At 55.1% G+C, this 13,055-nt stretch carries 14 protein-coding genes and 1 pseudogene; 9 read left to right on the forward strand and 6 right to left on the reverse strand.

Translation table 11 applies throughout. The annotated features are described in order from the left end of the window. Positions 1 to 5 precede the first annotated feature (5 nt). The gene (locus QC823_RS02345) at positions 6 to 431 is read left to right on the forward strand and encodes an LPD1 domain-containing protein (RefSeq protein WP_309654759.1); all 426 of its coding nucleotides are present in this window, start codon (positions 6 to 8) and stop codon (positions 429 to 431) included. Positions 432 to 693: 262 nt separating this feature from the next. On the opposite strand, the gene QC823_RS02350 is transcribed toward QC823_RS02345, so the two are convergent. The 3 genes from QC823_RS02350 to QC823_RS02360 form a co-directional block, all read right to left on the reverse strand. Beyond that, complete coding sequence (locus tag QC823_RS02350) at positions 694 to 837, reverse strand: hypothetical protein (RefSeq protein ID WP_309654760.1); 144 nt, start codon at positions 835 to 837, stop codon at positions 694 to 696. A 479-nt stretch (positions 838 to 1,316) separates the two neighbouring features. Further along, positions 1,317 to 1,856: a phosphatase PAP2 family protein gene (locus tag QC823_RS02355; protein ID WP_309654761.1), complete on the reverse strand. Its 540-nt coding sequence runs from the start codon at positions 1,854 to 1,856 to the stop codon at positions 1,317 to 1,319. Further along, positions 1,828 to 2,988, reverse strand: coding sequence for a glycosyltransferase family 4 protein (locus tag QC823_RS02360; RefSeq protein ID WP_309654762.1), 1,161 nt, complete (start codon positions 2,986 to 2,988; stop codon positions 1,828 to 1,830). The genes QC823_RS02355 and QC823_RS02360 overlap by 29 nt, the downstream gene beginning before the upstream one ends. A 354-nt stretch (positions 2,989 to 3,342) precedes the next feature. Between QC823_RS02360 and phnD the strand changes: the two genes are divergently transcribed. The 5 genes from phnD (at position 3,343) to QC823_RS02385 (ending at position 7,551) form a co-directional block, all read left to right on the forward strand. Then, positions 3,343 to 4,308 (forward strand): phosphate/phosphite/phosphonate ABC transporter substrate-binding protein, encoded by a 966-nt coding sequence (gene phnD, locus QC823_RS02365; protein WP_309654763.1) that lies wholly within the window; start codon positions 3,343 to 3,345, stop codon positions 4,306 to 4,308. A 73-nt stretch (positions 4,309 to 4,381) separates the two neighbouring features. Then, on the forward strand, positions 4,382 to 5,224 hold the full coding sequence (phnC, locus tag QC823_RS02370) for a phosphonate ABC transporter ATP-binding protein (protein ID WP_309654764.1): 843 nt from the start codon (positions 4,382 to 4,384) through the stop codon (positions 5,222 to 5,224). Beyond that, positions 5,221 to 6,057 (forward strand): phosphonate ABC transporter, permease protein PhnE, encoded by an 837-nt coding sequence (gene phnE / locus QC823_RS02375; RefSeq protein WP_309654765.1) that lies wholly within the window; start codon positions 5,221 to 5,223, stop codon positions 6,055 to 6,057. Before phnC ends, phnE (QC823_RS02375) begins: the two co-directional genes overlap by 4 nt. Before the next feature lie 31 nt (positions 6,058 to 6,088). Next, the gene (gene phnE / locus QC823_RS02380) at positions 6,089 to 6,904 is read left to right on the forward strand and encodes a phosphonate ABC transporter, permease protein PhnE (RefSeq protein ID WP_309654766.1); all 816 of its coding nucleotides are present in this window, start codon (positions 6,089 to 6,091) and stop codon (positions 6,902 to 6,904) included. Between the two features lie 17 nt (positions 6,905 to 6,921). Then, entirely contained in the window at positions 6,922 to 7,551 is a 630-nt protein-coding gene (locus QC823_RS02385) for a histidine phosphatase family protein (protein WP_309654767.1), read from the forward strand. 14 nt (positions 7,552 to 7,565) lie between these two features. Here QC823_RS02385 and QC823_RS02390 read toward each other — a convergent pair. Continuing rightward, positions 7,566 to 7,734: pseudogene (locus QC823_RS02390) on the reverse strand (IS3 family transposase); the annotation flags it as partial. Positions 7,735 to 7,908: 174 nt separating this feature from the next. Between QC823_RS02390 and QC823_RS02395 the strand changes: the two are divergent. Then, a complete protein-coding gene (locus QC823_RS02395) occupies positions 7,909 to 8,691 on the forward strand; it encodes an HAD-IIB family hydrolase (RefSeq protein WP_309654768.1) in 783 nt (260 codons plus the stop codon). A gap of 102 nt (positions 8,692 to 8,793) precedes the next feature. Here QC823_RS02395 and QC823_RS02400 read toward each other — a convergent pair whose 3' ends face one another. Continuing rightward, on the reverse strand, positions 8,794 to 9,846 hold the full coding sequence (locus QC823_RS02400) for a permease (RefSeq protein ID WP_309654769.1): 1,053 nt from the start codon (positions 9,844 to 9,846) through the stop codon (positions 8,794 to 8,796). Positions 9,847 to 9,887: 41 nt separating this feature from the next. Further along, positions 9,888 to 10,277 carry an ArsR/SmtB family transcription factor gene (locus tag QC823_RS02405; protein WP_309654770.1) on the reverse strand — a complete coding sequence of 130 codons (390 nt, stop codon included), beginning with the start codon at positions 10,275 to 10,277 and terminating at the stop codon, positions 9,888 to 9,890. Positions 10,278 to 11,023: 746 nt separating this feature from the next. Here QC823_RS02405 and QC823_RS02410 point away from each other — a divergent pair. Together QC823_RS02410 and QC823_RS02415 are read left to right on the forward strand one after the other, a co-directional pair. Beyond that, complete coding sequence (locus tag QC823_RS02410) at positions 11,024 to 11,854, forward strand: bacteriorhodopsin-like (protein WP_309654771.1); 831 nt, start codon at positions 11,024 to 11,026, stop codon at positions 11,852 to 11,854. 63 nt (positions 11,855 to 11,917) lie between these two features. After that, positions 11,918 to 13,054, forward strand: coding sequence for a polyprenyl synthetase family protein (locus QC823_RS02415; RefSeq protein ID WP_309654772.1), 1,137 nt, complete (start codon positions 11,918 to 11,920; stop codon positions 13,052 to 13,054). The last annotated feature ends 1 nt before the right edge of the window (position 13,055 follow it).

Below are 13,055 nucleotides of genomic sequence, written 5' to 3' on the forward strand. Positions count from 1 at the left end.
ACTATATGAGTGCGAAAGCCTTTCGTCATGCTGCCCCTTTTCAGTTCGCCTCCAGTGCCTGGCTAGAAGGGGCGCTGCAAAAGCCCCACACGCTGAATCAGCAGCTGGCTGATTGCCTTAAAGCAGTCTTTCTCACAGATGATGGCACTGGACCCAGTAAGCTTTTTGAAGCATCACAGAAAGCCGACAACCAGTTAAAAGTGCTGTATTACGCCAGGCCTGAGGAGCTGTGTGCCCGGGCATTTGAAGCATTTGTTGAAGATTGCCAGCCCGGTAACCATTTTCTGGTAAATGGCACGATCCACTCCGATGAAGCTCACGCAGGTCTATATCCTCAGGGTTGGCAGCGTCAGCAAATTAGTGAGGCTTTCGAAAGTTATTTCTCAGCACTTGGAGAAGCTCTCTACCGGGAACAGGAAAAAACCAGATGAAGCCCTCTATTTATGCGCTGGTCGATTTCAATAACCAGGCGTCAACACATATAAGTGGGTAAAGAGACCTTGTCGGCTATCAACGAGTGCCCGCTCCCGCTCTCTTCATGTCAATGAAAGCACCGCCGAGTGGTGCCAAAAACGCCTACCTTAAACAGGTAACTTCACTTCAGGCACTGATAGGCTATTCAGTGGTCCGGATCGTGAAATATGCAGGGTCAAAATAGCGGCCATGATTGTCGCCTCTCTAAAGCCATTAGCTTTACTTTTCCACTGGAGGTTTTGGACCACTTTTTTTGCGGTCGCGATCTTTACGGCGTTGACGTGCCAGTGCATTACCATTAGCTAATTGAACTAAGAACTCAACTTCGGCTTCACTTAAAGGGTGGTATTTGCGTTGAGACATAGCGACCAACTCCTAAGGGTAAAACTCAACATTACCTTTCCCACATGACGCTTTAGTGAAAGAAAACTGATACCTGAATCCGTGATGGCGGCGCCGATACTTTCCCTATCAACGCCAGCGAGAATTTTTTGATCACCGATACCGCCTCAATCGACCGACACATGCCTGCTAGGGCCTACTTTTTTGCGTCGGTCAGCGTCGACGGCCTGTTTGGTCATGCATCTCCACTGGCCGGGTACGGTTATTCCGGTTAACGGTATCCGTTAGCCCGCTACTTGGCTATCGCTTTGGAAATACTCGTGGGTCGAATGCGTCTTGTCATGCTGGATGACCGCCTCTAGCGCTTTATTCAGGCGGGTCCACCAGCTTTCCCGCTCATATGCCGGTCGAGCAGCAGTTAACCATCGCGATCAGCGGTACGCTCCACCAGGCGCATCAAGCGCTTGACCACATACCGCGCTAATGGCGATGCCTTGTCGTCAACCGAGTAGCGCAAGGCTTAACAACGCAAAGGCGTAGCCCATGGCGGCACCGGCTAATACGTCGCTTACATAGTGCAGACCAAGCCCCACGCGGGAAATGGCAATCAGCAGCGCTAACGGCATCACCACTGGCAAAAGCCAAGGCGAATGAGCCGCGACCAACACGCTAAACATCACCGCGTGCATGGTATGGCCACTGGGAAAGCTGTAGCGGTCGCGGGCGGGTTCACTGCATTGGATGCCATGGCGATAGGTGATAAACGGGCGCTCACGGCATAGTCGTGTTTTCACCAAGCGGTAGGCAAAAACGGCGAGCAGCGCGGTGAGCGTGTATTGCATCAAACGCATGCCGCCTTCGGGCAGCAAAAATGGCTGGGCTAAAATCAGCGCCACCCATACCGGCCAATCACCGAGCCGGCTAGCGGCTTGCAGCGTGACCCGCCAGGGTCGATAGGCCGAGTAGCGCGTGATGCGTTGACAGAATTGCCATTCAAGCAAATCAAGACGATCAAATACGGCAAGAGGACGCGGGCGCATGATAAGTCTCCTGGGCTTGATGAAGATACGTAAGAAGTTGCCGGGCAATGCCCGACCAGTTTTGTTCCAGCGCGCGAAGACGCGCCAAGCGGCCGAAACGGGCGTAGTCGGCGGGACGTTGACACAGCGCTACCGCCGCTTGGCGAAAGCCTTCGCTATCACCCTGGAGAATGGTCAGGCCGTTGTGGCCACTTTGAATCAGCTCGGCGCTAGCGGCGTGTTGATACGCCACCACGGCTAAACCGCTGGCCATGGCTTCTGTCACCACGTTGCCCCAGGTTTCCGATAGCGAGGGAAAGAGAAAAAGATCGGCACTGGCATAGTGTCGGCTGAGTGCCTCGGGCGGCAGAAACCCGGTGAAGTGGGCATCGGGAAGCGCTTTTTGCAGCTGGGCACGCCCGGGGCCATCGCCGACGATGATTTGCGCCATATCCGGGCGTGCGCTGCGCATGGCATGGAAGGTTTCCTGGAGTAGCGCTAAGTTTTTTTCCGCGGCGAGGCGGCCAACGTAAAGCGCCACCGGCTGGTGGTCGTTCACGCCCCACCGATGGCGGAGGCTGGCGTCGCGCCGCTCAGGAGAGAACATATCACCATCGATGCCGCGTGCGAGCACGTGGACGTTACCAATACCGCTGCTGCGTAAGGTATCGGCTTGTGCCGGGGTGGGCACCAGCGTCAGCGCGCAACCGTTATGAAAGTAGCGTAGATAGCGCCTTGTGGTCGCGGCCAAAAAGCCAAGGCCATAACTGTGGCAGTAGTGATCAAAATTGGTATGCCAGCCTGCGACTAACGGGATGTGCAGTGCCAAAGCGGCTTGGCGTGCCGCCCACCCTAGCGGCCCTTGCGTGGCCAGGTAAATCACATCGGGACGCCGAGTGAGAAAAAAACGCCGCATTCGCGCCGGGGTGGTCAGGCCAATCTGCACGTCACGATAGCCTGGTAGCGGTAACCGCGAAACGTGGAGCTCTGTGTGGATGGCTCCTGTTTGTCCAACGGCGGTGTTTCGCGGCTTCGGGCGAATCAGATCAATCGTCACGCCTTGGCACGCCAGCTCATGGCTTAAGCGGCGCAGTGTATGCGCGACACCGTTGATCTCCGGTGCCCAGGTTTCACTGACAATACATAGCCGCATCGCGACGCCACCCTTATGTTTAACATGTGGCCATCTTGTCGAGCCGCGATGACATTGCCACGACAGCAATGTGAATAAGAGATGACAACTGATCGGGTGAGTTAAACTGATACGATGCCCAATATTTTCGTTGCTCCCTGTTAAAAGACCTCACCGGCACGCTACCGACAGCAACGGCGTTACCTTTTTGCCGCCGACTATTTTGACCGTTAAGCGCCATTTGAATGTTGTGACGGCTCACCGATGTGAGAAGCGTCACTAAGCTGTCACGGGACTGACCCGTGACTGTCATCTCGCATTGTCAAGATAAGGGCGTTTAAAGCCCATTCTTTGTAACAATGGTTAGGTGACACTATGCATACGCTTTCTCTGCCACGTACGCTGCTCAGCACTGCTGTGGTGAGCGCTTTTGCTCTTGCAACGCTTCATGCTCACGCTGACTTATCCAGCCGCTACAGCGACCACGACGGCGATTTGGTTGCCGATGTGCCCACCGATGAATCGCAGTGGCAAGACCCAGATACTCTCGTATTTGCCTACACGCCGGTTGAAGACCCCGCTGTTTATGCTGGCGTATGGTCTGACTTTCTGGAGCATCTGAGCACGGTAACCGGCAAAGAGGTGCAGTTCTTTCCCGTACAGTCCAACGCTGCGCAGTTGGAAGCGCTACGCGCGGGCCGTTTGCACGTAGCGGGGTTTAATACCGGTAGCACGCCAGTGGCCGTTAACTGCGGTGGCTTTCGTCCCTTTACCATGATGGCCGCTGAAGACGGTAGCTTTGGTTACGAAATGGAGATCATCACGTACCCGGGTAGCGGTATTGAATCCGTTGAAGACCTGCAGGGTCGTCAGTTGGCATTTACTGCTGAGACCTCTAACTCGGGCTTTCGCGCACCCTCTGCGCTGCTGCGCTCAGAGTACGGCATGGAAGCGGACGAAGACTTTGAAACGGCGTTTTCGGGCTCACACGATAATTCTATCTTAGGGGTAGTCAACAAAGACTACGAAGCCGCTGCCATCGCCAACTCTGTAGTTCACCGAATGTTGGCGCGTGACGTCGTGGGAGAAGAGGATTATGAGGTTATCTATACCTCCGATACTTTCCCCACCACTGCTTATGGCACAGCCCATAACCTGGCACCCGATCTAGCAGAGAGCATACAAAACGCCTTCTTTAGCTACGATTGGGAAGGCACAGCCCTTGAAGCAGAATTCGCTAACTCTGGTGAAGCACAGTTCATTCCAATCACCTATGAAGACAACTGGGCCGTTATTCGCGCCATCGCCAACGCTACCGGCGCGACGTACGACTGCGACTGATCACTTGGCCCTTTTTTATACAGCCGGGAGGGTGCCCCTTCCGGCTGTTACGTTATGCCTATGAGGTAACACCATGTTGACACTAAGCGGCGTGGATAAACGCTACCCGACGGGTGACCGTGCGCTGAGCAATATTGAATTAATGCTACCCAAAGGCCAGGTAATGGCGCTAATCGGGCCTTCCGGCGCGGGTAAAAGCACGCTAATTCGCTGCGTTAACCGGTTAGTTGAGCCTACCCAGGGCAGCATTCGTTTAGGTGACGACGAGCTGACCCGGCTGTCAGGCCGTAAGCTGCGCCAGGCGAGACGATCAATGGGCATGATCTTTCAGGAGTATGCCCTGGTCGACCGCCTAACGGTGATGGAAAACGTGCTTTCCGGGCACCTGGGCTACGTGGGGTTCTGGCGCAGTTTTCTTCGCCGCTATCCCCAGGCGGCGGTCACCGAGGCCTTTCGTCTGCTGGAAAGGGTCGGCTTGGAGCACGCTATTGATAAGCGCGCCGATGCGCTATCTGGCGGCCAGCGCCAGCGGGTGGGCATTGCTCGCGCGCTACTGCAAAGTCCCCAACTGCTATTGGTCGACGAGCCCACCGCCAGCCTCGACCCCAAAACCTCGCGCCAAATCATGCGCTTGATTCGTGAGCTATGCGCCGAGCGCGGGCTGGCCGCCATCATTAATATTCACGATGTGGCCCTGGCGAAGCAGTTCGCGGACCGTATCGTAGGCCTAAGTGCGGGAGAAATTGTGTTTGACGGCCATCCGGATGAGCTCAACCCCGAGACGCTGACGACCATTTATGGCGAAGAAGATTGGGAGACGACCCCCGAGCCTCAGGATGACGACAAAGAAACAGCGGCGCATACGCCACCGCTGCTTCAGGGGGTTGAGCGCATGACCGTGGGAGGTGCGTCGTGAAAAACCCGACGGAATATCTGGTTGAACAGCGCCAGCAGCAGGCACGCCAAGGCCACTGGCGGCGGTTGCCGCTGATTCACAGCCCACGGCTGCGCTGGGGGCTGGTGGTGGGCGGTGTGATCTATTTAGCGATGGCGCTGGCCTCCATCGAAGTGAACTGGGCACGCGTGGCGGAAGGAGCTGTTCGGGGTCTCAACTTCCTGGGAGCGTTTCTCCAGCCCGATTTTGTTAGCCGCCAAGGCGACATTATCGACGGCGTACTGGAAAGCCTGACCATGACGCTAACGTCGACCGTTCTTGGGGTGCTGCTGGCAATCCCCGTGGGCCTGGGGGCGGCGCGTAATATTGCCCCCCTGCCCGTTTATTTTTTATGTCGCGCCATCATCACCGTGTCGCGGACCTTTCAAGAAGTGATTATCGCCATTTTATTTGTGGTGATGTTCGGCTTTGGCCCGCTGGCGGGGATGATCACGCTGGCATTTGCCACCATCGGTTTTATGGCCAAGCTCTTGGCGGAGGATATTGAAGACCTGGACTGGCGTCAGGTAGAGGCCGTGCGAGCCACCGGCGCCAGCTGGTGGCAAACCATGAACCATTCGGTACAGCCCCAGGTAATGCCGCGTTTAATTGGGCTGTCGATGTATCGTCTGGATATTAACTTCCGCGAGTCAGCGGTGATTGGCATTGTGGGGGCAGGCGGAATCGGCGCCACGCTGAATACGTCAATCAGCCGCTACGAATACGACACTTCGGCCGCTATTTTGCTGATTATCATCGCGATCGTGCTGTTTAGCGAATACGCCTCTAGTCATGTCCGTCGCTGGACCCAGTAATGCATGCGCCAGTAACCCCGGGAGTTTCTGAATGCCTGTTTCAACCTCACCCAAAGGCCAGCCGGTGTGGCGGTTGCGCACCCCCCGTGCCCAGTGGCTGCAATACCTAGCGTGGCTGGTCGGTATTAGCCTGTTTTTACTCTGCTGGAAAGTCATCTCCGATAACACCATGTGGGTGTTTGTCGAAGACGCCGGGCGCCAGGGGGCCGACCTGATAAGCCGTATGACGCCGCCCGAGTGGAGCTATGCCAATGTGCTGTGGAAGCCCATGTGGGACACCATCAATATTGCCACGCTGGGTACTGTACTGGGCATTATGATGGCGTTTCCGGTAGCGTTTCTTGCCGCCCGCAATACCACGCCGCATCCCGTGGTGCGCAGTGTCGCCCTAGTGGTGATTGTGGCGTCACGCTCGATCAACTCGCTGATCTGGGCGATGTTGCTGGTCACTATTCTTGGCCCTGGTGTGCTGGCGGGCATTATTGCGATTGCCCTGCGCTCGATAGGCTTTGTCGGCAAACTGCTCTACGAATCGATTGAAGAAATCCACCCCACCCCGGTTGAGGCGATAAGCGCCACCGGTGCCAGCCGCATGCAGGTGATGAGCTACGGCGTGCTGCCCCAGGTGATGCCGGCGTTTGCGGGCATCAGTGTCTATCGCTGGGACATTAACATTCGCGAATCGACGGTACTGGGGTTAGTGGGCGCAGGGGGTGTCGGTCTGCAGCTGAACGCCTCGATCAACAGCCTGGCTTGGGACCAGGTGAGCGTCATTTTTTTGATGATTTTCGTCACCGTGCTGGTGTCAGAGTGGATTTCGGCGCGCGTCCGCCACGCGATTATTTGATGTCAAAGGAGCCAACGATGCGCTTTCCCGACGCGGCAATCACCACTATTGATTTACTCCGCCATGGTGAGCCGGTGGGCGGCCGAATGCTGCGCGGCACCACCGACCACCCGCTAAGCGAGATCGGTTGGCAGCAGGCGACCCACGCAGTGATGCGTCAAAAGATAGACGGCCATTTGCCCTACGACGCCATTATCACCTCGCCGCTTTTGCGCTGCCGCGAGTTTGCCCTATGGCTTGGCGAGGAATTCGACGTGCCCGTGCAAGTCGAAGACGACCTCGCCGAGCTGTACTTGGGCCAGTGGGAAGGCAAAACCCATGCTCAAGTCGCTGCTGAAGAAGGTACCGGGAAGATGGCGGCGTTTTGGCATGACCCCAGCCGCGTTTCGCCTCCGGGTGGCGAAACGTTGCAGGCCTTCGATGCACGCTTAGCCGAGGTCTGGGAGCAGTTGCTGACCCATCCACCAGGCCACCATATATTAGTGGTAACCCATTTGTTTGTGTGCAATGGCCTGCTGCGCCAAGTCTTAAAGCAGCCGCTTTCACGGACGCTGGTAATGGATTTGCCCTACGCAGCGATAAGCCGTATTCGCCACGAGCGCCATGCGCTAGGAGAAACCTCTCTGGTGGCGTGGATTGGGCGATAGTCTTTGTTGGGGCCAGAAACGGTCGTACGAATTAGCTTGCCTCGTATCACGCCGCGTAACCTCAACTGGCGCATCAGGCGAGCGACGGTGCAGCGAGCCACCGGAATACCCTCTCGGCGCAGTTGACGCCAGACTTTACGGATGCCCGTAGACGCCAGAGTTCTCGTCCCACACGTGCTGGATTGTTGCGAAAAAGAGTCGCCACAATAGCCTTGTCAACGACCTCCATGAAGGGACAGCCTGGGGGAAGGCTAGATGGCGTGATTAAGGATTATTCTCAGCGATTTATGACGCCTATTCAGCCCTCCACGCTCCGGGCGTCGATATTATTCACACTGAACCGAATCTATGATGCCCATGGCCAACCACCTCACTTCCATTCGCTACCTTTTGACCGATGTGGACGATACGCTCACCACAGATGGCCAACTCCTGCCCGAGACACTTTCAGCACTATATCGCCTAAATGACGCCGGTATTGAGGTAATCCCGGTCACGGGCGCGTGTGCGGGGTGGTGCGATCAGATGATCCGGCTCTGGCCCGTGCCTGCCGTCATCGGTGAAAACGGTGCCTTTTATTTCGAGCGCGACCGTACCGGTAAGGTCGAATACCATAGCTGGGATACACCGGAAGTAAGGTTTGCCAGCCAACAACGATTGCTAAGTATCGCTGAAGACGCTATGGCACGTGTACCCGCGCTCAGATTAGCAAAAGATCAATCCTACCGGCTGTCCGATGTCGCGCTCGATCACGGGCAGGATGTACACGGCATATCGGCTGTAGACATTGACAGAACATTGGCCACGTTCCATAAAGCTGGGGCGAATGCACGCGCTAGCTCCATTCATATCAATGCCTGGTTCGGTGACTATAGCAAGCAAGCAATGACGCATCGTCTTTTACAGTACAAATACGACTTAAACGAACTTTCCATTCAACGACATGTCGCTTTTGTCGGCGACTCTCCTAACGATGAGTCCCTGTTTGCTTACCTGACACATACTTTCGGCGTCGCCAATATTGGCCGATGGTTAGACAGAATGACCCATCATCCTCGCTATCTTCTCGCACAAAGCGGGGGAGTCGGCTTTAACGAGCTTGCGACTTTGTTATTGCAAGCGCAAAGGCTTGCAAATTGACAATCCGCCTTTTCCCGCAGGAATCTCAATTGGTTGTCATCGAACAAATCACCCCCGGGACGCCGCACAGGGAGGCATCTCAATCATGACCTGGCCCGGGCCTTACAAAAGGGTCCAGGCATGGAACATCAAGCCTGTAACGAAGGCTCCCCCCAACGAGATCGCGATGTACAGCGCGAAAACCCGGAATTTGACCAGCGCCCACACGGCAATGGCAGCGGGAAGCGAAGTCACACCGCCGGCAATCAGGAAGGCCATGCCCGCACCTGCCTGCATACCTTGGTCAATCAGTGTGCCGATCAGTGGCAGTGCAGCATAACCGTTGAAATAGGCCGGCACCCCGACCAGCGTTGCAATGGCAATGGGCGCAAGACCGTTGCCTCCAAGCGCCTGCGTCACCAGTTCAGCAGGCACATAGGCCAACATCAGGCTTTCCAGCAGGAAGGCCAGCGACAACCATTTCAGAAGAAAGAGGAAGGTCTTGACTCCCTCGGTGCGAAACTTGGCCACACGAACGGGATCTTGCCAGAACCGCCAAACCGGGGGCTTTGGGTTTCGCACTTTTGCACCGCCGCAGCCGCCATTCCCAATATCATCACGCAGCGGATCAGTCAGCCCGCCCGCGCGGATCAGCAGATGCACGATCGTGCCCCCGAGCACCCCCATGCCAACCGCGATAAGCGTCTTGGCGATGGCGAATTCGAACCCCAATACCCCTGTCGTCAGGACGAACATGGCCGGGTCCATCAACGGCGAGGCTAACCAGAATGCCATAACCGGAGCCAGCGGAACGCCAATGGCAAGGAAGGCGGCGATCAGGGGGATCACCCCACAAGAGCAGAACGGCGACAACCCACCTGCCAGCGCCCCCATCATTATCATCATGGCAGGTGCCCCCGTGAAAGCGCGGGCGATCAGGTTGTCGGCCCCGGTTGCACCTGCCCATGCAGCGATCAGGATCGAGGCGCCCAGAAAGGGTGCGATCGAGATGAGTGCGCTTATCACCATGGCCACAGAGGGGGCAACCTGCCCCGTGTCAAACAAGGCAAGGGCCATCAGAATCATCACAAAGGCCAACCAAGGACGTTCCTTGTTCCAGATGTGCTGCAAAATCACGCCAAGCGCGCCCGGTTGCGGAAGAGTCTGATTTTTCATATCTACATCTCTAGTTTAATAGTTATTTTAGTCAGCCATTTTCAGGCATTCAGATTCAACGCAGGCACCCCTGTGCAGCATTCGCTCATCAGGAAGTCAAGCACCTCACGCAACGCGCCCGTGTCGGCAACATTCTGCACCTCACGTCCATTACGGGTTTGCAGGACCAATCCCGCCTGTTTCAAGTTCCGCAAGTGGTGTGCAAGCGTAGAGGCTGGCATATCCAGATGTTCGGCAATTTCACCTACCAGCAAACCCTCCGGTCCAGCGCGAACCAGCAAACGGAACAGTGTAAGTCTGGCAGGATGTCCCAGGGCTGAGAGCGCGGCAGCTGCATGGTCTGTTTTTACAGTCATACGATTCAATATAACTAATTTTATAGTTGTGTAAAGAGATTTGCTGCTGAGGATGTTTAAAAACAGCAATGACAAGAAGGCTGCTACCTGGCGACAGAACCGACGGCGCAGTTGAGATCACTCACGCTTTACCCATGGCGTGTAACGTTACGCTTTCACATCCAACGCGTTATCCAATGCTTACGGTGCCATATACCGCTAATCGGCGACTTCGCTGTCATTGAAGGTGACTAGAGCATCCGAACGGGGATATATACCTAGCACAATTCATGTTCGTTGCCAGCCTCACCGTAACAGTCGTGATAGCGAAACCGATAGAGAAAGGTCGGAACCAGCTCCAGGGAAACCCCTTCCCAGAAACGCCGACAGGTTGCTGAAGCTTCTTCCTCACCTCTGCGTGGGCTTTCTGTATAACTTTTCTATTCTTCACGATCTAACATTATTGCCCCCTAACTGAGCAACATCGTAGTTTTTACCAGCATTTTAAGCATATAAGAAGACAAATCCCACTCTTCGCAATAAAAAAGGCCCATATCCAGTGTATTAAATAATTCAACAAAGGGTAATTAATCATACGTTAATATATATTTGAATTTTTTTTGTACAACATATTGCGGCAGGGTTTTCTATAGTCTAATTTGATTAATGTTATTCATTAATGAACTCCTGAATAACCTTTGTGGAAGGCAATCTGTCGGCAGCACACCGTGTGCCTGTACTTACTGGTTTGATCAAGCAAATCCTCCAATAAGTGCGCGAGTAGGTCAGAAGCAAGTATACGGTGACTGCTTGCACCATTTAACGCCGCTGGAGAACAACTCATGGAACTTGAAGCTTTATCCTTGGGACAGTATTCATTTGTTCAGAATGGCTATTCGTTTGGCTTTGCCGTGATGGCAGCCGCTACGCTGTTTTTCTGGTTAATGAAGTCTGAAATCGCCCCTGCCTACCGCCTGGCCGTCACTATCACGGGCTTGGTAACGGCAGTGGCGGCTTATCACTACCTGCAGATCATGCTGTCGTGGAATGCTGCTGTTGACATCACTTCAGGCGAGGTTATTGCAACCGGCAAGCCCTTTAACCAGGCTTATCGCTACGTAGATTGGCTATTGACCGTTCCCCTTCTGCTCGTTGAGCTGATCCTGGTCATGCGCCTGTCGAAATCAGACACCATCAAGAAGTCGACCGTGCTGGGTGGTGCTGCCGCCTTAATGATTATCCTGGGTTACCCAGGTGAAGTATCAAGTGTCGGCGGTTTGCGCTTTGTCTTTTGGGTGCTGTCGATGATTCCGTTCGTCTATATCGTTTACCAGCTGGTGGTTGGCTTGAAAGAGTCGATTTCCAAGCAGCCGGAAAGCGTTCAGAACTTGGTTCAGATTTCGATCTACCTGGTCATTGGGTCCTGGTTATTCTATCCGATTGTTTACCTCTTCCCGCTGGTGGGCCTGACCGGTGGTGCCGCCATCACAGCTGTTGAAATTGGCTATACCGTTGCCGACATCGTCGCCAAGGCCGTCTTCGGGGTATTCATCTTCTTTATTGCGATGCGCAAGTCGCAGGCCGAAAGTGAAGAAGCCAACAACGAAACCGCTGTTGCCACACCGGCAGACGAAGATAGCGTCGAAGGTGAAGAGACATCGAAATTTTTGTAAATCTCGACCGTCCATTATAGGAGTTTTCTGGCCAGGGAAGGCCACGAGCAAAAGGATGTTGGTATGGCCACTGCAACTTGCAATCAAAATGCCACTTTCAATGACATGGGTGATACAGGCACATCGGTATACCGGTCTTGCCATGCCCCTGCCATTGAAAGTGTCAATGACGACGCCAATGACGACAGTACTATACCTGCTCGGGCAGCGTGTGAAAGTTCGCAACACGACGATGACATCACCCGTCAATTGGCACAGGTTGATGCTTTGATGCGTACCAGCCTCAAGGCACCTGCCGATTGGCCCGCCACCGCTGCCAGTCTTTATCATCTCTCAACCCGAGGTAACCAGCTACGCGCTCGCCTGGCGCTGCTGAGCGGCGCCGCTTATGGAGCTCCATCGCAACATTGCATTGCGGCGGCAGCAGCCTCGGAACTGATTCACAATGCATCCCTTGTGCATGATGATCTGTGCGACGGCGATGCGCAGCGCCGCGGCCAGCCTTCCGTATGGCGGCGCGATAATCCCAACGTCGCGCTATGTAGCGGCGATTTGCTGTTAACCGCCGCCTTTCAGGCGGCCATGCAAAGTGATACACCGGCCCATTGCCTCGCACTTTTGCAGCTGCTGACTGACCGAACCAGCCGGGTTATTGCTGGCCAAAGCATTGAAGTGGCTGATACAGCCCGCCCTGATCGGCAGTGTGCCACCAGTACGATAGACAATAATTCGCAATTTGCTCAGGCCAGGCGTATCAGCCTTGGCGTTTACCTTGAGGCCACACTGGCCAAAACTGCTCCATTCATTGCCCTGCCTCTGGAGGCCGGCGCCCTGGGTGGCCGCCTAAGTAACGACCAACACCGCCATATTCGTCGCTTTGCCGAAGCGGTTGGATTGGCTTACCAGATCATTGATGACCTGGATGACGTTGACCTAAGCGCAGTGGATCACTGTCAGCCACAGACGTTTCATGCTTACCACGCTTGGCCACAGCACTGGCCATTTTTCACTCATCAGTTGCCTGACCCTGCCTGGCACACTCTGCAGCGCTGCATTCGCCATGCGTCTGCGGCACTAACACGCGCGGAACACCTGGTTAGCCATTTTCCTGAGCAATTGGGCGCTGCCCTATTAACCATCCTGGCCAGATTACGTGACCAGCTTCAAGCACATCGCCAGGCGATGCCGCCCTCACATTAGC

Origin of the sequence: Vreelandella vilamensis, from assembly GCF_031451755.1 — a bacterium.
Lineage (GTDB): Bacteria > Pseudomonadota > Gammaproteobacteria > Pseudomonadales > Halomonadaceae > Vreelandella > Vreelandella vilamensis.

Coding starts and splice junctions, on each gene's coding strand:
- QC823_RS02345 (WP_309654759.1), top strand. CDS start 6: ATGAGTGCGAAAGCCTTTCGTCATGCTGCCCCTTTTCAGTTCGCCTCC.
- QC823_RS02350 (WP_309654760.1), bottom strand. CDS start 837: ATGTCTCAACGCAAATACCACCCTTTAAGTGAAGCCGAAGTTGAGTTC.
- QC823_RS02355 (WP_309654761.1), bottom strand. CDS start 1,856: ATGCGCCCGCGTCCTCTTGCCGTATTTGATCGTCTTGATTTGCTTGAA.
- QC823_RS02360 (WP_309654762.1), bottom strand. CDS start 2,988: ATGCGGCTATGTATTGTCAGTGAAACCTGGGCACCGGAGATCAACGGT.
- phnD (WP_309654763.1), top strand. CDS start 3,343: ATGCATACGCTTTCTCTGCCACGTACGCTGCTCAGCACTGCTGTGGTG.
- phnC (WP_309654764.1), top strand. CDS start 4,382: ATGTTGACACTAAGCGGCGTGGATAAACGCTACCCGACGGGTGACCGT.
- phnE (WP_309654766.1), top strand. CDS start 6,089: ATGCCTGTTTCAACCTCACCCAAAGGCCAGCCGGTGTGGCGGTTGCGC.
- QC823_RS02385 (WP_309654767.1), top strand. CDS start 6,922: ATGCGCTTTCCCGACGCGGCAATCACCACTATTGATTTACTCCGCCAT.
- QC823_RS02395 (WP_309654768.1), top strand. CDS start 7,909: ATGGCCAACCACCTCACTTCCATTCGCTACCTTTTGACCGATGTGGAC.
- QC823_RS02400 (WP_309654769.1), bottom strand. CDS start 9,846: ATGAAAAATCAGACTCTTCCGCAACCGGGCGCGCTTGGCGTGATTTTG.
- QC823_RS02410 (WP_309654771.1), top strand. CDS start 11,024: ATGGAACTTGAAGCTTTATCCTTGGGACAGTATTCATTTGTTCAGAAT.
- QC823_RS02415 (WP_309654772.1), top strand. CDS start 11,918: ATGGCCACTGCAACTTGCAATCAAAATGCCACTTTCAATGACATGGGT.